Origin of the sequence: Paracoccus sp. FO-3, assembly GCF_006386455.1 — a bacterium.
In the GTDB taxonomy this organism is placed as follows: domain Bacteria; phylum Pseudomonadota; class Alphaproteobacteria; order Rhodobacterales; family Rhodobacteraceae; genus Paracoccus; species Paracoccus versutus.
In genome coordinates this window covers 38978-62080 of record NZ_VCBQ01000002.1, presented here as the reverse complement: position 1 = coordinate 62080, position 23103 = coordinate 38978, and the positions used below count along the sequence as shown (strand labels likewise).

Annotated in this window: 24 protein-coding genes; 20 read left to right on the top strand and 4 right to left on the bottom strand. The window is 65.3% G+C overall.

Going from position 1 to position 23103, the window contains the following annotated elements; genetic code table 11:
* Positions 1–12: 12 nt before the first annotated feature.
* Positions 13–1089 (bottom strand): hybrid-cluster NAD(P)-dependent oxidoreductase, encoded by a 1077-nt coding sequence (locus FE811_RS00920; RefSeq protein WP_052095844.1) that lies wholly within the window; start codon positions 1087–1089, stop codon positions 13–15.
* Positions 1089–2327: an aromatic ring-hydroxylating dioxygenase subunit alpha gene (locus tag FE811_RS00915; protein ID WP_116223233.1), complete on the bottom strand. Its 1239-nt coding sequence runs from the start codon at positions 2325–2327 to the stop codon at positions 1089–1091. The genes FE811_RS00920 and FE811_RS00915 overlap by 1 nt, the downstream gene beginning before the upstream one ends.
* Before the next feature lie 568 nt (positions 2328–2895).
* Here FE811_RS00915 and FE811_RS00910 point away from each other — a divergent pair.
* From FE811_RS00910 to FE811_RS00880, 7 genes are all read left to right on the top strand, one after another.
* Positions 2896–3342, top strand: a complete 447-nt coding sequence (locus FE811_RS00910) for a CopD family protein (protein WP_116223234.1) — start codon at positions 2896–2898, stop codon at positions 3340–3342.
* Between the two features lie 123 nt (positions 3343–3465).
* Positions 3466–4737: a transcription termination factor Rho gene (gene rho, locus FE811_RS00905; protein ID WP_024842822.1), complete on the top strand. Its 1272-nt coding sequence runs from the start codon at positions 3466–3468 to the stop codon at positions 4735–4737.
* 16 nt (positions 4738–4753) lie between these two features.
* Positions 4754–6010 carry a tRNA uridine-5-carboxymethylaminomethyl(34) synthesis GTPase MnmE gene (gene mnmE, locus FE811_RS00900; protein WP_116223235.1) on the top strand — a complete coding sequence of 419 codons (1257 nt, stop codon included), beginning with the start codon at positions 4754–4756 and terminating at the stop codon, positions 6008–6010.
* 8 nt (positions 6011–6018) lie between these two features.
* Positions 6019–7878: a tRNA uridine-5-carboxymethylaminomethyl(34) synthesis enzyme MnmG gene (mnmG, locus tag FE811_RS00895; RefSeq protein ID WP_116223236.1), complete on the top strand. Its 1860-nt coding sequence runs from the start codon at positions 6019–6021 to the stop codon at positions 7876–7878.
* Positions 7878–8459 carry a 16S rRNA (guanine(527)-N(7))-methyltransferase RsmG gene (gene rsmG, locus FE811_RS00890; protein WP_116223237.1) on the top strand — a complete coding sequence of 194 codons (582 nt, stop codon included), beginning with the start codon at positions 7878–7880 and terminating at the stop codon, positions 8457–8459. Before mnmG ends, rsmG begins: the two co-directional genes overlap by 1 nt.
* Positions 8452–9228: a ParA family protein gene (locus tag FE811_RS00885; protein ID WP_116223238.1), complete on the top strand. Its 777-nt coding sequence runs from the start codon at positions 8452–8454 to the stop codon at positions 9226–9228. Before rsmG ends, FE811_RS00885 begins: the two co-directional genes overlap by 8 nt.
* A gap of 9 nt (positions 9229–9237) precedes the next feature.
* A complete protein-coding gene (locus FE811_RS00880; RefSeq protein WP_116223239.1) occupies positions 9238–10116 on the top strand; it encodes a ParB/RepB/Spo0J family partition protein in 879 nt (292 codons plus the stop codon).
* 108 nt (positions 10117–10224) lie between these two features.
* On the opposite strand, the gene FE811_RS00875 is transcribed toward FE811_RS00880, so the two are convergent.
* Both FE811_RS00875 and hrcA read right to left on the bottom strand, forming a co-directional pair.
* On the bottom strand, positions 10225–10767 hold the full coding sequence (locus tag FE811_RS00875) for a nucleotide exchange factor GrpE (protein WP_114536069.1): 543 nt from the start codon (positions 10765–10767) through the stop codon (positions 10225–10227).
* Between the two features lie 7 nt (positions 10768–10774).
* Positions 10775–11830 (bottom strand): heat-inducible transcriptional repressor HrcA, encoded by a 1056-nt coding sequence (gene hrcA / locus FE811_RS00870; RefSeq protein WP_116223240.1) that lies wholly within the window; start codon positions 11828–11830, stop codon positions 10775–10777.
* 85 nt (positions 11831–11915) lie between these two features.
* Here hrcA and rph point away from each other — a divergent pair, with 85 nt between their 5' ends.
* The 13 genes from rph to FE811_RS00800 all read left to right on the top strand — a co-directional run bounded on the left by rph (position 11916) and on the right by FE811_RS00800 (position 23100).
* A complete protein-coding gene (gene rph, locus FE811_RS00865; protein ID WP_036753672.1) occupies positions 11916–12638 on the top strand; it encodes a ribonuclease PH in 723 nt (240 codons plus the stop codon).
* Entirely contained in the window at positions 12626–13231 is a 606-nt protein-coding gene (gene rdgB, locus FE811_RS00860; RefSeq protein ID WP_036753669.1) for an RdgB/HAM1 family non-canonical purine NTP pyrophosphatase, read from the top strand. Before rph ends, rdgB begins: the two co-directional genes overlap by 13 nt.
* On the top strand, positions 13224–13598 hold the full coding sequence (locus FE811_RS00855) for a RidA family protein (RefSeq protein WP_116223241.1): 375 nt from the start codon (positions 13224–13226) through the stop codon (positions 13596–13598). Before rdgB ends, FE811_RS00855 begins: the two co-directional genes overlap by 8 nt.
* An 8-nt stretch (positions 13599–13606) precedes the next feature.
* Positions 13607–14800 carry a radical SAM family heme chaperone HemW gene (gene hemW / locus FE811_RS00850; RefSeq protein WP_116223242.1) on the top strand — a complete coding sequence of 398 codons (1194 nt, stop codon included), beginning with the start codon at positions 13607–13609 and terminating at the stop codon, positions 14798–14800.
* Between the two features lies 1 nt (position 14801).
* On the top strand, positions 14802–15155 hold the full coding sequence (locus tag FE811_RS00845) for a YbaN family protein (RefSeq protein WP_036753660.1): 354 nt from the start codon (positions 14802–14804) through the stop codon (positions 15153–15155).
* 90 nt (positions 15156–15245) lie between these two features.
* Positions 15246–15830 carry an S-(hydroxymethyl)glutathione synthase gene (gene gfa / locus FE811_RS00840; RefSeq protein WP_116223243.1) on the top strand — a complete coding sequence of 195 codons (585 nt, stop codon included), beginning with the start codon at positions 15246–15248 and terminating at the stop codon, positions 15828–15830.
* A gap of 99 nt (positions 15831–15929) precedes the next feature.
* Entirely contained in the window at positions 15930–17057 is a 1128-nt protein-coding gene (locus FE811_RS00835) for an S-(hydroxymethyl)glutathione dehydrogenase/class III alcohol dehydrogenase (RefSeq protein ID WP_116223244.1), read from the top strand.
* A gap of 75 nt (positions 17058–17132) precedes the next feature.
* Positions 17133–17768 (top strand): ATP-dependent Clp protease proteolytic subunit, encoded by a 636-nt coding sequence (locus FE811_RS00830; RefSeq protein WP_116223245.1) that lies wholly within the window; start codon positions 17133–17135, stop codon positions 17766–17768.
* Positions 17769–18175: 407 nt separating this feature from the next.
* On the top strand, positions 18176–19015 hold the full coding sequence (gene fghA / locus FE811_RS00820) for an S-formylglutathione hydrolase (RefSeq protein WP_036753647.1): 840 nt from the start codon (positions 18176–18178) through the stop codon (positions 19013–19015).
* A gap of 176 nt (positions 19016–19191) precedes the next feature.
* Positions 19192–20994: a methanol/ethanol family PQQ-dependent dehydrogenase gene (locus FE811_RS00815; protein WP_116223246.1), complete on the top strand. Its 1803-nt coding sequence runs from the start codon at positions 19192–19194 to the stop codon at positions 20992–20994.
* Positions 20995–21095: 101 nt separating this feature from the next.
* Positions 21096–21758, top strand: coding sequence for a c-type cytochrome, methanol metabolism-related (locus FE811_RS28090; protein ID WP_036753643.1), 663 nt, complete (start codon positions 21096–21098; stop codon positions 21756–21758).
* Entirely contained in the window at positions 21755–22567 is an 813-nt protein-coding gene (locus tag FE811_RS00805; RefSeq protein WP_036753642.1) for a substrate-binding domain-containing protein, read from the top strand. The genes FE811_RS28090 and FE811_RS00805 overlap by 4 nt, the downstream gene beginning before the upstream one ends.
* The gene (locus tag FE811_RS00800; RefSeq protein ID WP_116223247.1) at positions 22564–23100 is read left to right on the top strand and encodes a PQQ-dependent catabolism-associated CXXCW motif protein; all 537 of its coding nucleotides are present in this window, start codon (positions 22564–22566) and stop codon (positions 23098–23100) included. Before FE811_RS00805 ends, FE811_RS00800 begins: the two co-directional genes overlap by 4 nt.
* Positions 23101–23103 lie beyond the last annotated feature (3 nt).

Below are 23103 nucleotides of genomic sequence, written 5' to 3'. Positions count from 1 at the left end.
CATAACGAAAGTTCAGACCTCGACCGAGACCGCACCGATCGGATGCGAGCAGCAGGCCAGGATATAGCCCTCCTCGATGTCCTCGTCAGTGATGCCGCCGTTATGGACCATATGCACCTCGCCCGCGGTCTTTCTGATCTTGCAGGTGCCGCACAGGCCGAAGGTGCAGCCCGAGGGGATGTTCAGCCCGTTGGCCTTGGCCACCGCCAGCACGGTGTCGGTCTCGGCACATTTCGCCACCACGCCCGAGCTTTCGAAGGTGATCTGGGCGGCGCTTTCCTCGTCCGGGACCACGTCGTCCAGCACCGGGGCCTCGGCCTCGTTGCGGATGGGCGCGCCGAAGCTTTCCTGGTGATAGCGCTCCATGTCGAAGCCCAGCGCGATCAGCATGTCGCGCACCGCCTGCATGAAGGGCTCGGGGCCGCAGCAGAACACCTCGCGCTCCAGGTAGTCCGGCGCCATCAGGCCCAGCATGATCTGGTTCAGCCGGCCGCGATAGCCGTGCCAAGTGCGGAACGGATCGGCCTCCTCGACGGTGAAGCGCAGCTGCAAGCCGGGCACCCGGTCGGCCATGCCTTCCAGCCGCTGGCGGAAGATGATGTCGGCGGGCGCGCGGGCGGCATGGACGAAGACGATGTCCGGCATCTCGCCCGAATCCCAGGCCCAGGTCGTCATCGACATCATCGGCGTGATGCCCGAGCCGGCCGAGATGAACAGGTATTTCGGCGCCTCGTGCTGGACGAAGGAAAAGATCCCCGCCGGGCCAAAGGCCTTGAGCCTCATTCCCGGCCGCAGGTGGTCGATCATCCAGCGCCCTCCGACGCTGCCCGGCTGCGCCTTGACGGTGACTGAGATGGACAGCGGCCGCGACGGGCTGGAGCTGATGGTATAGGTCCGCTGCACGTTGCCGCCCGGCACCGGCAGATCCAGCGTGACGAACTGGCCGGGCTGGTAGTCGAACCAGGAACCCGAGGGCGCGCGGAAGGTGAAGGTGGCGGTGTCCGAGGTCTCGGGCACCACCATCGCGCATTCCAGCGGCTCGTCGTCCTTCCACGGGCGGTCGCCGAATGCCTTGACCAGGACCGCCATTATTCGGCCGCCATCGCCGGACGCGGGGACAGGCGGTCCATCATCTGCCGCACATACCAGTCGACGAAATGGATCACGCCCTCTTCCTGGTTGGGCGAATAGGGGCCGGGCTCGTAGGCCGGGGACAGGATGCCCTTCTGGTTCTCCTCGACCACACGGCGGTCCTCGTCATTGGTCGCCAGCCACACTTCGGTCAGCTTTTGCAGGTCGTAGTCCACGCCCTCGACCGCGTCCTTGTGGACCAGCCATTTCGACGTCACCTCGGTCTCGGTCGGAGAGATCGGCAGCAGGCGGAAGACGATGGCATGATCGGGCAGGAAGTGGTTCCAGCTCGACGGGAAGTGATAGAACATCAGGCTGCCGGCGTCGTTCCACGGGATCATGCCCATGCGCCGGTTCACCGCCGCCTTGGTGGACATGGTGAAGCTTTCGGCATTGTTCAGCAGCGGCACGCGGGCAAAGCGCCATTGCATCCCCGGATCGTTCACGAAGCGCGCGGGCAGGCCGGCCTTGTCGCAGCGGTCCCAATGCGACAGGATCTCGGGCGAGGCGGCATTCGGCCCCTCCATCACCGTCATCAGCGGGTTGTCGGAATAGGTCCGGCACAGCGAGGGGTGGCTGCCGCCGCAATGGTAGCACTCGCGGTTGTTCTCGATCACCAGCTTCCAGTTGCCCTTCTCGACGATGGTCGAGGTAAAGGCGACCTTGGCGTTCGACAGGTCGCTGGCGCCGACATAGTCGCGCAGGAAGCCGCCCAGCCGTTCGAAATCCGGCGGGTTGTCGGCGAGGCAGATGAAGACCATGCCGCCCTCGACCCGGCAATGCACCGGCTTGAGGCTGAATTGCGACGGATCGAAATCGGGGCCCATGTCGCGGGCGAACAGAAGCCTGCCGTCGAGGTCATAGGTCCATTGGTGATAGGGGCAGACCAGCTTGGGCGAGGTGCCGTTCTGCTTGGGGCACAGCCGCTGGCCGCGGTGGCGGCAAACGTTGTGGAAGGCGCGGATCTGCCCGTCGGCGCCGCGCACGATCACCACCGGATATTCGCCGATCTGCAGGGTGGCGTGGTTGCCAGTCTTGGGAATGTCGCAGGTCGGAATGGCAAAGAGCCATTCGCGATACCACAGATTCTCCAGGTCGGCGTGATAGGCGCCCTCGTCGCAGTAGAGATCGCGGCTGAGCGAGAAGTTCTTCCGCCGGTTGGCGAGCTGGTCCAGGATTTCAGCTGTGTTCAGCATGGCTTGATTCCGTCACAAAGGGGCGTCCTTCGCAAAGCATTGCACCCGTTTTCCCCGCTGTAACTTGCCAAATGCGACGCCCGCATGACGCAAACGAACCTCGGGCGGCTTTGCACGACCTCCTGTCCGGCCCAAAGCGGCGCGGGACGGGGGCAGGACCGCGATGCGCGCAAGGCATGGGCATAAGCCTGGGGATAAGCCGCGGCGACTCGGAGGGTCGAATCTGTGGAGATTGCGCGGCCTTTTTCCGCCCGTGGATGACCCCGCGGGACAGAGCGGGAACGGATGCGGCTTCTCCACATGTCGATAACCGGGCGGAAATCACCCACAAGCTGTGGAAAAGAAAAATTTTCACAAACTTATCCACAGACGGTTTTTTCCTATCCTGCTGTTTATCTTTGGTTTTTTCGTTAACAAATCGTTAACAATGTTTTTTTCCCCAAGCGGCGTGAGTTGGGGAATGTCGGCGCGGAGCGAAGATTTCCAGTCATCCACAGCCCCAACCACAACATCATCCTTTCTTTATCTTCCTTTATTTTTGATAGAGAGATGGCGCCGGAGGTGTGCCATGAACGATTTCCTGCCCCTTGCTTACCCCTGGATCAAAGCCCTGCATGTCATGGCGGTGCTTTCCTGGATGGCAGGGCTGTTCTATCTGCCGCGGCTGTTCGTCTATCACGCCGAGCGCGGCCATATCGGGCAAGAACCGGTGCAGTCCTTCCAGATCATGGAGGACAAGCTGCTGCGGATGATCATGAATCCGGCGATGATCGTGACCTGGATCGCGGGCCTGGCGCTGGTGCTGACGCCGGGTATCGTGGACTGGACGATGATCTGGCCCTGGACCAAGGCGGCCGGCGTGCTGGGGATGACCTGGTTTCACATGTGGCTGGCCGGCCAGCGCAAGGCGCTGCTCTTGGGCCAGGGGCTGAGCGGCCGGCGCTACCGGATGATGAACGAGGTGCCGACGCTGCTGATGGTCATCATCGTGCTGTCGGTGATCGTGAAATTCTAGAAGAATTGACTCGCGCGCCGATAATGCCTATGTGACCCGCATCCGCCGTCCGGCGGATTTTTCCTGACACAGTTTCTGCGCGGGCCGATCATGCGTCGGACAGCGCGTGCCCATAGGCTAGACATGACCGAAGAACGCCTCAACCTGTCCGATCTCAAGGCCAAGAGCCCGGCCGACCTGCTGGCCATGGCCGAGGAATGGGAGATCGAGAACGCCTCGACCATGCGCAAGGGCGAGATGATGTTCTCGATCCTCAAGGAACATGCCGAGGAAGGCTTCGAGATCGGCGGCGACGGCGTCCTGGAGGTGGTCCAGGACGGCTTCGGCTTCCTGCGCTCGCCCGAGGCGAACTACCTGCCCGGTCCCGACGACATCTACGTCAGCCCCGACATGATCCGCCAGCACAGCCTGCGCACCGGCGACACGGTCGAGGGCGTGATCCGCGCGCCCGGCGAGAACGAGCGCTATTTCGCCCTGACCAAGGTCGAGAAGATCAATTTCGAGAACCCCGAGAAGGCCCGCCATAAGGTCGCCTTCGACAACCTGACGCCGCTTTACCCGAACGAGCGGCTGAAGATGGAAATCGAGGATCCGACCATCAAGGACCGCTCCGCCCGGATCATCGACCTGGTGGCGCCGATCGGCAAGGGCCAGCGTTCGCTGATCGTGGCGCCGCCGCGTACCGGCAAGACGGTGCTGCTGCAAAACATCGCCCATTCGATCGAGAAGAACCATCCCGAATGCTACCTGATCGTGCTGCTGATCGACGAGCGGCCGGAAGAGGTGACGGACATGCAGCGTTCCGTCAAGGGCGAGGTGATTTCCTCGACCTTCGACGAACCGGCCAGCCGCCATGTCGCCGTTTCGGAAATGGTGATCGAAAAAGCCAAGCGCCTGGTCGAACATAAACGAGATGTTGTGATCCTTTTGGACTCGATCACAAGACTTGGTAGGGCCTTCAACACCGTCGTGCCCAGTTCGGGCAAGGTTCTGACCGGCGGCGTCGATGCGAATGCCTTGCAGCGGCCGAAGCGGTTCTTCGGCGCGGCGCGCAACATCGAGGAAGGCGGCTCGCTGACCATCATCGCCACGGCCCTGATCGACACCGGCTCGCGCATGGACGAGGTGATCTTCGAGGAATTCAAGGGCACCGGCAACAGCGAGATCGTGCTGGACCGCAAGGTGGCCGACAAGCGCGTGTTCCCGGCCATGGACATCCTGAAATCCGGCACCCGCAAGGAAGAGCTGCTGGTCGATGCCAAGGATCTGCAAAAGACCTATCTGCTGCGGCGCATCCTGAACCCGATGGGCACCACCGATGCGATCGAATTCCTGATCTCGAAGCTGAAGCAGACCAAGACCAACAGCGAATTCTTCGATTCGATGAACGCCTGACGGCGCGGAGGATGCGGTGGATACGATCTTTGCCGAGGCGACCCCGCCCGGCCGAGGGGGGGTTTCCGTCGTCCGCCTGAGCGGACCGAAGGCGCGTGCGACCCTGGAATCCCTGGCCGGGCCGGTGGCGACGCCGCGCCTGGCGGCCTTGCGGGCGCTGCGGGACGGCGAGGATCTGATCGACCGCGCCCTGGTCCTCTGGTTCGAGGAAGGCCATAGCTTTACCGGCGAGGAAGTGGCCGAGTTGCACCTGCACGGTGCCCCGGTGATCGCCAACCGGCTGGCGCAGGCACTTCTGTCGCGAGGGCTGCGAAGGGCCGAGGCGGGTGAGTTCAGCAAGCGCGCCTTTCTCAACGGCCGCATGGACCTGGCTGAAGCCGAGGGGTTGGCCGATCTGCTGTCCGCCGAGACGGAAGCGCAGCGCAAGCTGGCGATGCGGGCGACAGAAGGCGAGTTGGGGCGCAAAGCCGACGAATTGCGCGCCAAGCTGGTTCGCGCCGGAGCCCTGATCGAAGCCAGCATCGATTTCGCGGATGAAGAAGTGCCCGAAGAGGTTCCGCCCGAGGCTTTGGACCTGATTGCGGCGGTTCGCGCTGATATTCGGCTGATGCTGGCAGGCTATCCCGCCACCGAACGCTTGCGGCAGGGCTATGTGGTGGCGATCGTTGGGCCGCCGAATGCCGGGAAATCGACGCTGCTGAACCGGATCGGCCAGCGTGACATCGCCTTGGTGTCCGAGGTCGCGGGGACGACCCGCGATATCCTGGAACTCCATACCGATCTGCGCGGCTTGCCGGTGACCTTCCTGGATACGGCCGGCTTGCGTGAAAGCAGCGATCCGGTCGAGGCCATGGGGGTTGCGCGGGGATTGCAGAGAGCGGCCGAGGCCGACTTGCGTATCCACCTTACGGTCGACGGGATTGCCGATGCGGCGACAGCGGGCGACATTGTCGTCCGCGCCAAGGCGGATCTGGGCCGGGGCGAGGGGATCTCGATCTCCGGGCTGACCGGGGAAGGGGTCGCCGAGCTTCTGGATCTGGTTTATGATCGCTTGCGAGTCAGGGCGGCGGATACCGGGCTGGTCGGGCATAAAAGGCAGGCGGAAGCCTTGCAGCGCGCCCTGTCGGCCCTGGAGGTCGATCACGACATGGCGCCGGAGTTTCTTGCCGAAGCCTTGCGCCAAGGGGCGCAGGCATTGGCGATGATGGTTGGACGTGTGGGGGCAGAGGATTATCTTGACGAGATCTTCAGTTCCTTCTGCATCGGAAAGTAGGGTTTCACGTGAAACAATACGACGTAATCGTGATTGGTGGAGGTCATGCCGGTGTGGAAGCGGCCATGGCGGCCGCACGCATGGGCGCCGAAACCGCGCTGATAACGCTGAATCAGGACGATATCGGAACGATGTCCTGCAATCCTGCAATCGGCGGGCTGGGCAAAGGCCATCTGGTGCGGGAAATCGACGCGCTCGACGGGGTCATGGGAAGGCTGGCCGATGCTGCAGGCATTCAGTTCCGCTTGCTGAACAGGCGCAAAGGGCCTGCCGTCCAGGGACCGCGCGCGCAGGCCGATCGCAAGCTTTATCGAGCGGCTGCAGCGCGGGCGGTGGCCGAACAAGCCCGCTTGACGCTGGTGCTGGGCGAAGCTGCTGAGTTGCTGCATGAGCGGGCTGTGGTTCATGGCTTGCGTCTGGCCGATGGCACGGAACTGCAGGCACGGCAGGTCATCCTGACCACGGGAACCTTTCTTAACGGGTTGATTCACATAGGCGAGATCACTCGCCCCGCCGGCCGCTGGGGCGGGTCGGCATCGGTGCGGCTCGCGGCGTCGCTTCGCCCGCTCAACCTGCCGCTGGGCAGGCTGAAGACCGGCACGCCTCCGCGCATTCTCCGCAGCAGCATCGACTGGGAAAGCCTGGATGAGCAGCCGGGTGACGACGAGCCGGTGATGTTTTCATACCTGTCCTCCGGCCCGGAGGTGCAGCAGATCAGCTGCGCGATCACCCATACGAACCCGGACACCCACGGCATCATTCGTGACAATCTTGCTCGGTCGGCCATGTATGGCGGCCGGATCGATGGGGTGGGGCCGCGCTATTGCCCTTCGATCGAAGACAAGATCGTCCGGTTTGCCGACAAGAATTCGCACCAGATCTTCCTGGAACCCGAGGGCCTGGACAGCGATCTGGTCTATCCGAACGGCATTTCGACCTCTCTGCCGGAAGAGGTGCAGCTTGCCTATGTCCGCTCGATCCGTGGCCTGGAAGCGGCGGAAATCGTGCAACCCGGCTATGCTGTGGAATATGACTATGTCGATCCGCGTGCGCTGACGCCGGCGCTGGAGGCCAAGGCCCTGTCGGGGCTGTTTCTTGCCGGGCAAATCAACGGGACGACCGGCTATGAGGAGGCGGCAGCGCAGGGATTGGTGGCTGGCCTTAACGCCGCATTGAAGGCGCAGGGGCGGGAGAGCCTGCATTTCAGCCGCTCCCAAAGCTATATCGGCGTGATGATCGATGACCTTACCACGCGCGGGGTCAGCGAACCTTACCGCATGTTCACCTCTCGCGCCGAGTTTCGCCTGTCCTTGCGGGCTGACAATGCCGATCAGCGCCTGACCCCGCTGGGGATCGGGACCGGTTGCGTGGCTCAGGCCCGCCAGGAAGCGTTCTCTGAAAAGATGCGTCGCTATTCGGCAGCTCGCCGCCGGGCGGAATCCGTCAGTTTCACGCCCACGGAGCTTTCCCGCGCGGGGATCGAAGTGCGGCAAGACGGCGCTCGGCGCAGTCTGTTTGCGCTGCTTGCCCAGCAGGAAATACCGCAGAATCAGGTCCTTGCGCTGGACGAAGAGCTTTTGTCGCACGACCAGGCTACCATTGCACAGCTGGCGGCAGATGCGCTGTATCATCAATACATGGACCGCCAGGGCAAGGATGCCGAACTGCTGCGCAAGGAGGAATCGGTCGCTATTCCGGCCGGGTTCGACTATGACGCACTTTCCGGCCTCTCCAACGAACTCAAGTCCAAGCTGAACAAATATCGCCCCGCAACCCTGGCAGCGGCTGCAAGCATCGAAGGCATGACGCCCGCGGCGCTGACGCTCATCCTTGCCGTGATCCGAACCGGCGAGCGGAAAACGGCTTGATGAGTGTTTCACGTGAAACAGAGCGCCTCACCGCCTATGCGGAACTGCTGCGAAAGTGGAACCCGGCCATCAACCTGATTGCGCCGTCCACATTGGACCAGATCGAGACGCGGCATGTCGCAGACAGCCTGCAACTGGCCGAAATGGCCAGAAATGGCCCGGAAAATTGGGTCGACCTTGGCAGCGGCGGCGGTTTTCCCGGTATCGTCATGGCGATCATGCGGCCTGACCTGGATCTGACCCTGGTCGAAAGCGATCAGCGCAAGGCTGCATTCCTGCGCAACGTGGTGCGCGAATTGGCGCTGCCCCGCGCGCGGGTGATATGCAAGCGCATCGAGGCGCTGGATAGGCTTGATGCCGCCAATATCAGCGCAAGGGCCCTTGCCCCGCTTCCGCTGCTCATGGCATATGTAGACCGGCACCTGAGCGCATCGGGAACGGCATGGCTGATGAAAGGCCGAAACTGGCAAGATGAGGTCGCTCAGGCGCGAACCGATTGGAAATTCGAACTAAAGCCCCACCAAAGCGCGACCGATCCTGACGCGGCCATTCTGGAAATCACGGAAATTCGCCATGCATGACACACGCATCATTGCCGTTGCAAACCAGAAGGGCGGGGTGGGAAAGACCACCACGGCGATCAATCTTGGCGCCGCCCTGGCCGAGCAGGGCCAGCGGGTCGCGATCATAGACCTTGATCCGCAGGGAAACGCTTCGACCGGGCTGGGCGTGGCGCTGGAAGATCGGGTTCTGACCTCTTACGACCTGCTGACCGGCGAGCAGGGGTTGGATGAGACGCTGCGCGACACAGCCATCGCCAATCTTCGCCTTGTGCCGTCCAATCGCGACCTGGCTTCGGCCGATTTTGAGCTGTCCAATCGTCCCGGACGAACCCAGCTGTTGCGGCGCAAGCTGACGGTTCCTTCGGAGCTGGACTATATCCTGATCGATTGCCCGCCCGCGCTTGGCCTTCTTACCGTCAATGCCATGGTGGCTTCGGACAGCGTGCTGGTGCCGCTGCAAGCCGAATTCTATGCGCTCGAGGGCTTGTCGCAGCTGCTGATGACCGTGCGCGAGGTGCGCCAGACCGCCAATCCCGACCTGCGGATCGAGGGCGTGTTGCTGACCATGGCGGACAATCGCAACAACCTGTCGCAGCAGGTCGAGGCGGATGCGCGCAATACGCTTTCCGGTCTGGTCTATCGCACGGTGATTCCGCGCAACGTCCGGCTGTCCGAGGCGCCATCCCATGCCATGCCGGTGCTGCAATACGATCCGAACTCCAAGGGAAGCCACGCTTATCGCGAATTGGCGACCGAGTTCCTGTCCCGTCAACTCGCGACCGCCTGAGGAGGAATCATGGCAGAGAACAAGCTTGAAAAGCGCGGTCTGGGCCGTGGTCTTTCGGCCCTGATGGCCGATGTCGACCTGATTCCGTCCGAACGTCCCGCGCCGCGGCAGATCCTTCCGGTCGAGCAGCTGACCCCGAACCCGGACCAGCCCCGCCGCAGCTTTGCCCCCGAGGCCTTGCAGGAACTGGCCGGTTCGCTGAGGACGCGCGGCATGTTGCAGCCGCTGATCGTCCGTCCGCATCCGTCGGATCGCGGCCTTTACCAGATCGTCGCCGGCGAGCGCCGCTGGCGCGCCGCGCAGATCGCCCAGCTTCACGAGGTTCCCGTCATCGTCCGCGAGCTGGACGATACCGAGGTGCTGGAAGTCGCCATCGTCGAGAATATCCAGCGCGCCGACCTGAATGCGATCGAAGAGGCGGCATCCTATCGTCAACTGATGGACCGGTTCGGCCATACCCAGGAAAAGCTGGCCGAGGCGCTGAACAAAAGCCGCAGCCATATCGCCAACCTGCTGCGCTTGCTGAACCTGCCAGAACAGGTGCAGGCCTGGCTCAAGGAAGGCAAGCTGACGGCCGGGCATGCCCGAGCCCTGATCACCGCCGCGAACCCGGTCGAACTGGCGCGGAAGGTGATCGAAAAGAACCTGTCGGTGCGCGAGACCGAGGATCTGGTCCGTCGCCAGGCCGAAGGCTCCAAGGCGCAGAAGCCCAAGGGCTCCAGGCAGGAAAAGGACGCTGACACCCGCGCGCTGGAAGGCGATCTGACCGCGCATCTGAGAATGAAGGTGGCGATCAACCATGCCGGAGTCGATGGCGGTCAGGTCGTTATCACCTATCGCGACCTGGATCAGCTTGACCGGATTTGCCAGATCCTTGCGGGCAACTGACCACAATATCTGGTATAGGGCGGCAATAAGCCCCCTAGACTTGCTATAAAGCCAAGAAAAAAACCCCGGAGGCGACTCCGGGGTTTCGCGTTTTTCAGCGCAATCGGCTCAGCTTGCGGGGGTGGAGCTGACGCCCACCTTGGCCGGGCGCAGCAGGCGGTCATGCAGCATGAAGCCGTTGTCCATGACCTGGATGATGTTCCCGGCCATGGTGCCCGGAACCGGGGCCTCGAACATGGCTTCGTGCTGCTGGGGATCGAATTTCTCGCCCAGGGCCGGGGTGATGACCTTGATGCCATGCTTGGCGAAGACGTTGTTCAGCTCGCGCAGGGTCAGCTCGACGCCTTCGATCAGGGCTGCCGCTGCGGCGCGCTGCTCGTCGCCGGCGGCATCCAGCGCGCGGGTCAGGGCGTCATGCACCGGCAGCAGGTCGCGCGCCAGGCGGGAGCCGCCGTATTGCTCGGCGTCGCGGCGATCCTTCTCGGCCCGCTTGCGGGCGTTTTCGGCATCGGCCAGCGCGCGCATGAAGCGGTCGCGGTATTCGTCCCGCTCGGCGATCAGCGCCTCGACCCCGGCCGAGGGTTCGTCATCCGCCGGGGGGTCGATGATCTCCTCATCCAGCGGGCTGCCGTTCGGGTTTTCCTTCGTCATGTCCTCATCATCCTTTCCGGCCCGAAATCAACCGGCCGACAAGCTGCGCAGTATAATCCACGATCGGCACGATGCGGCCATAGTTCAGCCGCGTCGGACCGATGACGCCGACCGCGCCAACAATCTTTCGGTCGGCATTCATATAGGGCGAAACGACGAGAGAGGAACCGGAAAGTGAAAAAAGCTTGTTCTCCGAGCCGATGAAAATGCGCACGCCCTCGCCCTGTTCGGCCAGTTCCAGGAATTCGGCGATGTCGCGCTTGCGTTCCAGGTCGTCGAACAGGCTGCGGATCCGGTCCAGGTCAGCCAGCTCATGCGCCAGAAGATTGGCACGGCCGCGCACGATCAGCCGCGGATCGCTGCTTTCGCCCTCCCACAGCGCCAGGCCCGAGGAAACCAGCGCCGCGGCGATGCTGTCCAGCTTTTGCCGGCTGGCCTGGATTTCCTGCGCGATGCTGCGGCGCAGCTCGGCCAGGGTGCGACCTTCCGCCACGGCATTCAGGAAATTCGCCGCCTCGCGCATGGAGCTGGCGGTATGGCCGGGCGGGGGGGCAAAGACCCGGTTCTCGACCCGGCCGTCGGCAAAGACCAGCACCACCAGCGCGCGGTCCGGGGCCAGGCTGACGAATTCGATGTGCCGGACCGGCGCTTCCTGCTTGGGCATCAGCACCAGCGAGGCGCCCTGGGTCAGGGCCGACAGCGCGGTGCTGATCCGGTCCAGCATGACGCCGGTATTGCCGCTGTCGTTGCCCAGCGTCTCATCGATCATCTCGCGGTCGCTGGCGGCGACCGGCCCGGCCTCCATCAGCCCGTCCACGAACAACCGCAGCCCCAGCTGCGTGGGCATGCGCCCGGCCGAGATATGCGGGTGGTCCAGCAGGCCCAGCAGTTCCAGGTCCTGCATCACGTTGCGAATCGTCGCGGCGCTGACCTTTTCGGACATCTCGCGGGTCAGCGTGCGCGAGCCGACGGGCTCGCCGGTGGCAAGATAGGCTTCGACGACCCGGCGAAAGACTTCGCGCGAGCGGTTGTTGAGATCGGAAAGCAGCGCGGTTTCAGGCATCGGCATCCTGTCAGGACGTTCTCGGGTTGCGGTCGGGGGCCTCGGACCTGTATCTGAACGGCAAAACCCCCGAAAGGAATGAAAGATGCGTCCCTCTGGCCGGAATTTAAGTGATATGCGCCCGATTTCAATCGAAACGGGCATCATGCGCCATGCCGAGGGTTCCTGCATGATTTCTTGCGGCGATACCCGCGTGCTCTGCTCGGCCACGATCGAGGAAAAGGCGCCGCCCTTCCTCAAGGGCTCGGGGCAGGGCTGGGTGACGGCGGAATACGGCATGCTGCCGCGGGCCACCAACAGCCGCAACCGGCGCGAGGCGGCGGCGGGCAAGCAGTCCGGCCGCACGCAGGAGATCCAGCGCCTGATCGGCCGCGCGCTGCGTGCCGGGGTGGACCGGCGCGCGCTGGGGGAACGGCAGATCGTCATCGACTGCGACGTGATCCAGGCCGATGGCGGCACCCGCTGCGCCGCGATCACCGGAGGCTGGGTGGCGCTGCGCCTGGCGATGAACCGGCTGTTGAAGGCCGGGATCGTCACCACCGACCCGATCATGGACCATGTCGCCGCGGTGTCCTGCGGCATCTATGCCGGGCAGGCGATCCTGGACCTGGACTATGCCGAGGACAGCGAGGCCGGCACCGACGGCAATTTCATCATGACCGGGGCAGGGCGGCTGATCGAAGTGCAGATGTCGGCCGAGGGCGCGACCTTCTCGCGCCCCGAGATGAACCAGCTGCTCGACCTGGCCGAAGCCGGCGTCGCCGCGCTGGTCCGCGCCCAGACCGAGGCCGTCCAATGCGCCGGCTGACCGAAAGGAAGCTGCTGGTCGCCACCCACAACCGGGGCAAGCTGGACGAGATCCGCGCCATGATGGCCCCGCACGGCATCGAGGTGACGTCGGCCGGCGAGATGGGCCTGCCCGAGCCGGCCGAGACCGAGGACAGTTTCATCGGCAACGCCCGCATCAAGGCCCGCGCCGCCATGCAGGCGACCGGCCTGCCGGTGCTGGCCGACGACAGCGGCATCACCGTGGACGGGCTGGACGGCGCGCCCGGCGTCTATACCGCCGACTGGGCCGAGACCCCGCAGGGCCGCGACTTCATGCAGGCCATGACCCGCACCTGGCGCGAGCTGGACGAGCGCGGCGTCCCCGAGCCGCGCACCGCCCAGTTCCGCGCCACGCTGGTCCTGCTTTGGCCCGATGGTCACGAGGAGATCTTCGAGGGCGTCGCGCCCGGTCGCCTGGTCTGGCCGCCGCGCGGGCAGCAGGGCCATGGCTACGACCCGATCTTCGTGCCCGACGGCCATGACGCGACCTATGCCGAGATGCCGCCCGAGCAGAAGAACGCCATCAGCCACCGCGCCCGCGCCTTTCGCAAGCTGGAGACGCTGTTTGCATAGGATCTCGACCGGCTCGCCCTTCGAAACGGCGCTGGGTTACAGCCGCGCGGTGGTGAAGGGGCCGTGGTGCTTCGTCTCGGGCACCACGGGTTACGATTACGCGGCCATGGCCATGCCCGACAGCGCTGCCGACCAGGCGCAGAACGCCTTTGCCACCATCTTCGCCACCCTGGCCGAGGCGGGTTTCGCGCCCGCAGACATCGTGCGCGTGCAATACACCATCACCGACCCGGCGATCCTGGACGAGATCGCGCCGGTCCTGGGCGAGGCGATGAAGGATGCGTTACCCGCCGCGACCATGGTTGTCGCCGGGCTCATCAGACCCGAAATGAAGATCGAGATCGAAGTGACAGCCTTTCGGGAGTGACCCAGCCCATGCCAGCCCCTGCCGCCAGCACCGCGCCCGCCCAGGCCCTTGCCGAAGATTGGCGGGCGGGCGGCTTCGGGCTTTACGTGCATTGGCCCTTTTGCGCCGCGAAATGCCCCTATTGCGATTTCAACAGCCATGTCGCGGCCGTGATCGACCAGGGACGCTGGCTGGCCGCCTATCGTCGCGAACTGGCCCGGCTGGGCCGGGAAACGCCGGGCCGGGTGCTGAACAGCATCTTCTTCGGCGGCGGCACCCCCAGCCTGATGGCGCCCGAGACCGTGGCCGGGGTGATCGAGGCCGCGCGCGCCGCATGGCCCTTTGCCAATGACATCGAGATCACGCTGGAAGCCAACCCGACCAGCGTCGAGACGGGCCGTTTTCGCGCCTATGCCGACGGCGGCGTCAACCGCGTCTCGATGGGGGTGCAGGCGCTCAATGACGACGACCTGCGCCGGCTGGGCCGGATGCATTCGGCGGCCGAGGCCCGCGCCGCCTTCGACATCGCGCGGGATTGTTTCACGCGGGTCAGCTTCGACCTGATCTATGCCCGCCAGGACCAGGACCGCGCGCATTGGCGGCGCGAACTGACCCAGGCGCTCGGCATGGCGGTCGATCACCTCTCGGCCTATCAGCTGACCATCGAGCCGGGCACCGCCTTCGGCGCCCGCCACGCGAAAGGCGGGCTCAGGGGCCTGCCGGACGAGGATCTTTCCGCCGACATGTATCTGGACACGCAGGAGATCTGCGCGGCGGCCGGGATGCCGGCCTATGAAATCTCGAACCACGCCCGGCCGGGCGCGGAAAGCCGGCACAACCTGATCTATTGGCGCCAAGGCGACTGGGCCGCCGTGGGGCCGGGCGCGCATGGCCGCCTGACGCTGCCCTCGGGCCGCTGGGCGACCGAGGCGCACAGGGCGCCGGGCGAATGGCTGGAGGCGGTCGAGGCGCGCGGCGACGGCGAAAGCCAGCGCGAATTGCTGGACTTGCCGGGCCGGGCGCTGGAATATCTGCTGATGGCCATGCGGCTGGTCGAGGGGCTGGAGATTCCGCGCTATCTTGCCCATGGCGCCGAATTGCCGCAGGGCCGGCTGATGAATCTGGCCGAGCTGGGCCTTATCTCGCTGCGGGGCGACCGGCTGGCGGCGACGGCGGCGGGGCGGCCCGTCCTGAATGCGATCCTGCGTGAACTGGCGGAGTAAGATGCGATACCTGTGGCTCTCGATGGGCTGGCTGACCCTGACGCTGGGAACGATCGGGATTTTCCTGCCGGTCCTGCCCACGGTGCCCTTCCTGCTGCTCGCGGTCTGGGCCTTTGCGCGTTCCTCGCCGCGGCTGGGCGCCCGCATCATGCGCCATCCCCGATTCGGCCCGCCGATCCGCGCCTGGCGCAAGCGCGGCGTCATCGGCCGCAACGCCAAGATCTGGGCGGTGGCCGGCATGACCGCCGGGGTCGCCTGGGCGGTCTGGCTGGGGCTGGACATGCGCTTCATCGCCGTCCAGGTGCTGGCCTGCACCGCCATCGCCGCCTGGCTGGTCACCCGCCCCGAGCTTTGAGCCGCGAGGCAATACAACCTTTTGCCCACTTGTTCCTGCGCGGCCACGGCGCAAACTTCGGCGCATGGCTCTGAGGGGAGGAACTGGAACATGGTGGACACATCGGGGGTGAAGATCCACCCCGCAGTCGACAATGGCATCAAGCCCGCGCAGCCCGGCTTCTCGGGCGGCACGCTGCATTGCAAATGCAGCACCAACCCGGTCCGGGTCGCGATCCGGGCGCAGACCGCGCATAACCATGTCTGCGGCTGCACCAAGTGCTGGAAGCCCGAGGGCGCGATCTTTTCCCAGGTGGCCGTGGTCGGCCGCGATGCGGTCGAGGTGCTGGAGGGCGCCGAGAAGCTGGAGATCGTCAATGCCGAGGCGCCGATCCAGCGCCATCGCTGCCGCGATTGCGGCGTGCATATGTATGGCCGGATCGAGAACCGCGACCATCCCTTCTACGGGCTGGATTTCGTCCATACCGAGCTTTCGGACGAGGATGGCTGGGCGGCGCCGGAATTTGCCGCCTTCGTCAGCTCGATCATCGAATCGGGCGTCGATCCCAGCCGGATGGAGGCGATCCGCGCCCGGCTGCGCGAATTGGGGCTGGAACCCTATGACGCGCTTTCGCCGCCGCTGATGGATGCGATCGCCACCCATATCGCCAAGCGGTCCGGCGCGCTTGCGGCCTGAGCGCCGGCTTGGCCGCGACAATTGCGGGGGTCGGTTTACCGGCCCCCGAAACCATGAGAAAACCGCAGGCCAAGGGCCGTCACCGAAGGAGAAGAAGACATGAGAACCCGTGCCGCCGTCGCGCTGGAAGCCGGCAAGCCGCTGGAGGTCATGGAGGTCAACCTGGAAGGCCCCAAGGCCGGCGAGGTGATGGTCGAGATCAAGGCCACCGGCATCTGCCACACCGACGAATTCACCCTGTCGGGCGCCGATCCCGAGGGGCTCTTCCCCTCGATCCTGGGCCATGAGGGCGCGGGCGTGGTGGTCGAGGTCGGCCCGGGCGTCACCTCGGTCAAGCCAGGCGATCATGTCATCCCGCTCTACACGCCCGAATGCCGGCAATGCGCGTCCTGCCTGTCGGGCAAGACCAACCTCTGCACCGCCATTCGCGCTACCCAGGGTCAGGGCCTGATGCCGGACGGAACCAGCCGGTTCAGCATGCTCGACGGTACGCCGATCTTTCACTACATGGGCTGCTCGACCTTTTCGAACTACACCGTGCTGCCGGAAATCGCGGTGGCCAAGGTGCGCGAGGACGCGCCCTTCGACAAGATCTGCTACATCGGCTGCGGCGTCACCACCGGCATCGGCGCGGTGATCAACACCGCCAAGGTGGAAATCGGCGCCAAGGCGGTGGTCTTTGGCCTGGGCGGCATCGGGCTGAACGTGCTGCAGGGCCTGCGGCTGGCCGGCGCGGACATGATCATCGGCGTCGACCTGAACGACGACAAGAAGCCGATGGCCGAGCATTTCGGCATGACGCATTTCATCAACCCGAAGAATTGCGACAACGTGGTGCAGGAGATCGTGAACCTGACCAAGACGCCCTTCGACCAGATCGGCGGCGCCGACTACAGCTTCGACTGCACCGGCAACGTCAAGGTGATGCGCGACGCGCTGGAATGCACGCATCGCGGCTGGGGCCAGTCGATCATCATCGGCGTGGCGCCGGCGGGGGCGGAAATCAGCACCCGCCCGTTCCAGCTGGTCACCGGCCGGGTCTGGAAGGGCACGGCCTTCGGCGGCGCCCGCGGCCGCACCGACGTGCCGCAGATCGTCGACTGGTACATGAACGGCAAGATCGAGATCGACCCCATGATCACCCACACCCTGACGCTGGACGAGATCAACAAGGGCTTCGACCTGATGCATGCGGGCGAATCCATCCGCTCGGTCGTGCTTTACTGATCGTCAAGGGCTGCTTAGGTAAAAGGACGGCGGGGGCGGGCGACCGGCCCCGCCGTCAACATGAAAGGACCGATCATGGCACAGCACATCCGCCTGGACGACGATGACGACGACGAAGACGAGCGCCGCCAGGAGGGCTCGAAGGACGAGGGCCTCGGCCTGCCCGAGGGCGACAAGATCGGCAAGCTCTACTTCAAGTCGCGCACGGTCATCGTCGCCGGGCCGATCACCGACAAGCTGGCGCAGCGCACCGTCGCGCATCTGCTGGCCCTGGCCGAGGACAGCGAAGACCCGATCAACATGCTGATCTCGTCCCCCGGCGGCCATGTCGAATCGGGCGACATGATCCATGACGTGATCAAGTTCATCCGCCCGACCGTGCGCACCATCGGCTCGGGCTGGGTCGCCTCGGCCGGGGCGCTGATCTTCGTCGGCGCGGAGAAGGCAAACCGCTATTGCCTGCCCAACACCCGCTTTCTGATCCACCAGCCCTCGGGCGGGATCGGCGGCACCTCGACCGACATGATGATCCAGGCCGAGCAGGTGCGGCTGATGCGCGACCGGCTGAACCAGATCTTTGCCGAGGCGACCGGCCAGACCGTCGAGCGGATCGAAAAGGACACCCAGCGCGACTTCTGGCTGAACACGCAAGAGGCGCTGGACTATGGCCTTCTGGGCAAGGTCATCCGCTCGGTGGACGAGCTGAAGTGACGGGACCGCGTTGATGGCGGGGGCGGGACAGCAGACATGCTGGTCCGTCCCGCCTGTCGCCCAGGCCAGCCTGGTCGCGCGGGGCTTTCGCCACGGCGCCGGGCTGGCGGCACGCCCTGCGCGACCGGGTGGATTTCGCCATCGCGGCCTATGGACCCGGCCATGCGCAAGCCCAGGCTGCCAGCCGGGTCGCCGCCGACATCCGGCAACGTGGCGACGGGCCGCTGTCGGAATTGCGCCCGCGCCCGCGGCGATTTCGCCGTCGCGGCCCTGCCGGCACCGTTCATTCGTGGCAGAAAGCCGGTTTCGATATTGCCGGCCGGCTGCCCGCCGCGTTTCTTCGGCCCCGGCATGGCCCGTGCCGATGCACCGGCCATGTTCCACGACCTGACAAGAGGGATTGAGCCATGAGTCTGGCCTATGAAACCGTATCGGAAAACCGCAGCTTCGGCGGCATCCAGGGCGTCTATCGCCACCAGTCGCAGGCGACCGGCACGCCGATGACCTTTGCCGTCTACCTGCCGCCGCAGGCCGAATACGGCAAGGTGCCGGTGCTGTGGTATCTGTCGGGCCTGACCTGCACGCATGAGAACGCCATGACCAAGGCCGGCGCGCAGGAATGGGCGGCGGAATACGGCATCGCGGTGATCTTTCCCGACACCTCGCCGCGCGGCGAGGGCGTGGCCAATGACGAGGCCTACGACCTGGGCCAGGGCGCCGGCTTCTATGTCGATGCGACCCAGGCCCCCTGGGCGCCGCATTTCCGCATGTGGCACTATATCACCCACGAACTGCCGGAACTGGTCTTCGGCAACTTTCCCCTGGACCGCGAGGCGCAGGGCATCACCGGGCATTCCATGGGCGGCCATGGCGCGCTGACCATCGCCATGACCCTGCCCGAGCGCTACAAGTCCGTCTCGGCCTTTTCGCCGATCGCCCATCCCAGCGAATCCGACTGGGGGCGCAAGCAGTTCGCCGCCTATCTGGGCGAGGACCGCAGCGCCTGGGAACGCCACGATTCGACCCTGCTGATGCGCCAGCGCGGCTATCCCGGCGAGGTGCTGATCGACCAGGGCGCCAGCGACCAGTTCCTGGACCTGCTGAAGCCCGAGGCGCTGGCCCATGCCATGGCCGAGCGCCGCCAGCCCGGCACCTTCCGCATGCAACAGGGCTACGACCACAGCTATTTCTTCGTGCAGACCTTCATGGCGGACCACATCCGCTGGCATGCCGAACGGCTGGGCTAGCTGTCGAAAGGGGCGGCGGGGGGATTGACCCCATACCTATTGCCGAATTTCCCTAATACTTTGGTCTTGTGACCCTGCCGGCCGCGTTGACGCAAATGCGGCCGGGTCCGAACCTTCCAGCAGAAGGTGCTTGCGCAGGAGGAGCAGCGCGATCACCGGCATGCGGAGGAAAATTCATGAAAACCCTGATGAACGGCGCCTGCCTTGCGCTGCTCATGTCCGGCACGGCGGTGCTGGCCAATGACAGTGTGCTGGCCGAGATCGCCAAGCCCCAGCAATGGGCGATCCAGATGGGCGATTACGCGAACACGCGATATTCGACCCTGGATCAGATCAACAAGGACAACGTCAAGGATTTGCGCGTCGCCTGGACCTTCTCGACCGGGGTGCTGCGCGGGCACGAGGGCTCGCCCCTGGTGATCGGCGACGTGATGTATGTCCACACCCCCTTTCCGAACAAGGTCTTTGCGCTGGACCTGAACGACAACGGCAAGATCCTGTGGCGCTATGAGCCGCAGCAGGATCCGAACGTCATCGCGGTGATGTGCTGCGACACGGTCTATCGCGGCCTTTCCTATGCCGACGGCATGATCCTGCTGGGCCAGGCTGATACGACGGTGGTGGCGCTGGACGCCAAGACCGGCGAGGCGAAATGGTCGACCAAGATCGGCGACCCCGCCATAGGCGAGACGCTGACGGCGACGGTGGTGCCGGTCAAGGACAAGGTCCTGGTCGGCGTCTCGGGCGGCGAATACGGCGTGCGCGGCCGCATGACCGCGCTGAACCTGGCCGACGGGTCCGAGGCGTGGAAAGCCTGGTCCACCGGCCCGGACGAGGAACTGCTGGTCGATCCCGAAACCACCACCCATCTGGGCAAGCCCATCGGCGCCGACAGCTCGCTCAGCAGCTGGGAGGGCGACCAGTGGAAGATCGGCGGCGGTACGATCTGGGGCTGGTTCTCGTATGACCCGGACCTGAACCTGGTCTATTACGGCACCGGCAACCCCTCGACCTGGAACCCCTCGCAGCGGCCGGGCGACAACAAGTGGTCGATGACCATCATGGCGCGGGATGCCGACACCGGCATGGCCAAGTGGTTCTACCAGATGACGCCGCATGACGAATGGGACTACGACGGCGTCAACGAGATGATCCTGACCAACCAGACCATCGACGGGCAGGAACGCAAGCTGCTGACGCATTTCGACCGCAACGGCCTGGCCTATACGCTCGACCGCGAGACGGGCGAGTTGCTGGTGGCCGAGAAATACGACCCGGTGGTGAACTGGACCACCGGCGTCGACATGGACCCCAATTCGGAGACCTATGGCCGCCCGGCCGTGGTGGCCGAATACTCGACCGCCCAGAACGGCGAGGACGAGAACACCACCGGCGTCTGCCCGGCGGCGCTGGGCACCAAGGACCAGCAGCCGGCGGCCTTCTCGCCCAAGACCAACCTGTTCTATGTCCCGACGAACCATGTCTGCATGGATTACGAGCCCTTCCGGGTGGCCTATACCGCCGGCCAGCCCTATGTCGGCGCCACGCTGTCCATGTATCCCGCGCCGAACAGCCATGGCGGCATGGGCAATTTCATCGCCTGGGACAACACCACCGGCGAGATCAAGTGGTCCGTCCCGGAACAGTTCTCGGTCTGGTCGGGCGCCCTGGCGACGGCGGGCGACGTGGTCTTCTACGGCACGCTGGAAGGCTATCTGAAGGCGGTGGACGCGCAGACGGGCGAAGAGCTTTACAAGTTCAAGACCCCCTCGGGCATCATCGGCAACGTGATGACCTACGAACATGGCGGCAAGCAGTATATCGGCATCCTGTCGGGTGTCGGCGGCTGGGCCGGCATCGGCCTTGCGGCGGGCCTGACCAATCCCAACGACGGGCTTGGCGCGGTGGGCGGCTATGCCTCGCTGTCGCAATACACCGAGCTGGGCGGCCAGCTGACCGTGTTCGAACTGCCGGGCTAATACTTTGGTGCCGGAAAGCAAACTGTGACTCGAAACTGGCCGCCCCAGGGATAACCTTGGGGCGAGCCATCATCTTCGGGTGACAGCCAGGGAGGAAATTCATGACCAGCAAGACGACCGCCAGCCTGATGGCGATCGGTGTCGCCTGCATGATCGGCGCACTTACCGGAACGGCCCTTGCGCAATCCGCCGACACGCCCCCGGCCCAGGCCGGGGCAGGCGCTGCCGCCGCCGTCTCGGGCGATGGAGGGCAACAACAGCAACCGGCCGCCGAGGCACCCGCCGGGCAGGAGGCCGGCGGCAAGCAGGCGCTGCCGAACGGCCAGGACATCACCCCCGACCACATGGAGAACGGCCGCTGGTATACGGCCGAGGACATCCCCACCTTCAAGATCGCCGAGGACGGCACGGTGGATTGGGCGACCTTCTCGGGCTATCGCCGCTATTCGGCGGAATGCCATGTCTGCCACGGCCCGGACGGCGAGGGCTCGACCTATGCGCCGGCGCTGAAGAACTCGGTGCTGAATCTTGGCTATTACGATTTCCTGGAAATCGCCGCCTCGGGCAAGCAAGAGGTCAACACGGCCGCCAACCTGGTCATGCCGGCCTTTGGCACCAACAAGAACGTCTGGTGCTATATCGACGACATCTATGCCTATCTGCTGGCGCGGGGGGTGGGCGAGCTGCCGCGCGGCCGCCCCGCCAAGAGAGAGGACAAGTCCGAGGAATTTGTCGCGCAGGAAGATTCCTGCATGAGCGGATGAGACGCGCGCTTGCCCTTGCCGCCCTGCTGGCCTGCGCCGCGCTGCCCGCGCCGGCGCAGGTCGCCGACCTGCGGTCCAAGACCGAATTCCGGGTCTGCGCCGATCCCGCCGCGGTGCCGATGTCGTCCCAGGACGAGCAGGGTTTCGAGAACCGCATCGCCCGGCTTTTCGCCGACAAGCTGGGCCTGCCGGTGGCCTATACCTGGTTCCCGCAGGGGCCGGGCTTCATCCGCAAGACCCTGCGCGCCGGGCTTTGCGATGTCGTCATCGGCTATGCCCAGGGCGACGAGATGGTGCAGAACACCAACCATTACTATACCTCGGCCTACGGCATCGTGACGCGCCGGGACAGCCCGCTGGCCTCGGTCGAGGTGTTGGAGGATCCGGCGCTTCAGGGCCATCCGATCGGCGTGGTGGCGGGCACGCCGCCGGCGACCAACCTGGCGCGGGCGGGGCTGGCCAAGGACATGCGCGGCTGGGATCTGTTCGTGGATCGCCGGGTCGAGGATCCGGCGGGCGAGATGCTGGCCCAGGTGAAATCGGGCGCGCTGGCGGCCGCGGTGATCTGGGGTCCGCTGGCCGGTCCGCTGGTCAAGCACGATCCCGAACTGCAATTCACGCCCCTGCTCAAGGAAGCCGGCGGCCCGCGCATGTTCTATCGCATCACCATGGGCGTGCGGCTGGACGAGCAGGAATGGAAGCGGCAGCTGAACAGCCTGATCCGCCGCCACCAGGACGAGATCGACGCCATCCTGCGCGATGCCGGCGTGCCGCTGCTGGACGATTACGGCAAGGGCTTGAAACCATGAGACAGGCCTGGGCGGCGCTGGCGGTCGTTGTGGCCGGCGCGGTCCAGGCCCAGGCTCAGGTGCCCGAGCCGCAGGGTTTCCATGGCGAGCCCTATCGGTCTGAAACCCCGGCCACCCTGGCCGGCGCGCAGGTGATCGGCGCGGCCGAGGCGATGGAACTGCATGCCCGCGGCGTGCCCTTCGTCGACGTGCTGCCGCGCACCGCCCGCCCCGAGGGCCTGCCCGAAGGCACGCTGTGGAACGCGCCGCCGCACCTGTCCATTCCGGGCGCGACCTGGCTGCACGGCACCGGCTACGAGCGGCTCTCCCCCGTGGAACAGGCGCGGCTGGCCGAGGGGCTGGCGCGCCTGTCGGGCGGCGACAAGGCGGCGCCCTTGGTGATCTTTTGCAAGCGCGACTGCTGGATGAGCTGGAACGCCGCCAAGCGCGCCGTGGCGCTGGGCTATCGCGGCGTGATCTGGTTTCCCGACGGGATCGAGGGCTGGCAGGAACAGGGCGGCGGGCTGGAGCCGGTCAGCCCCGCCACCCCGTAAGCG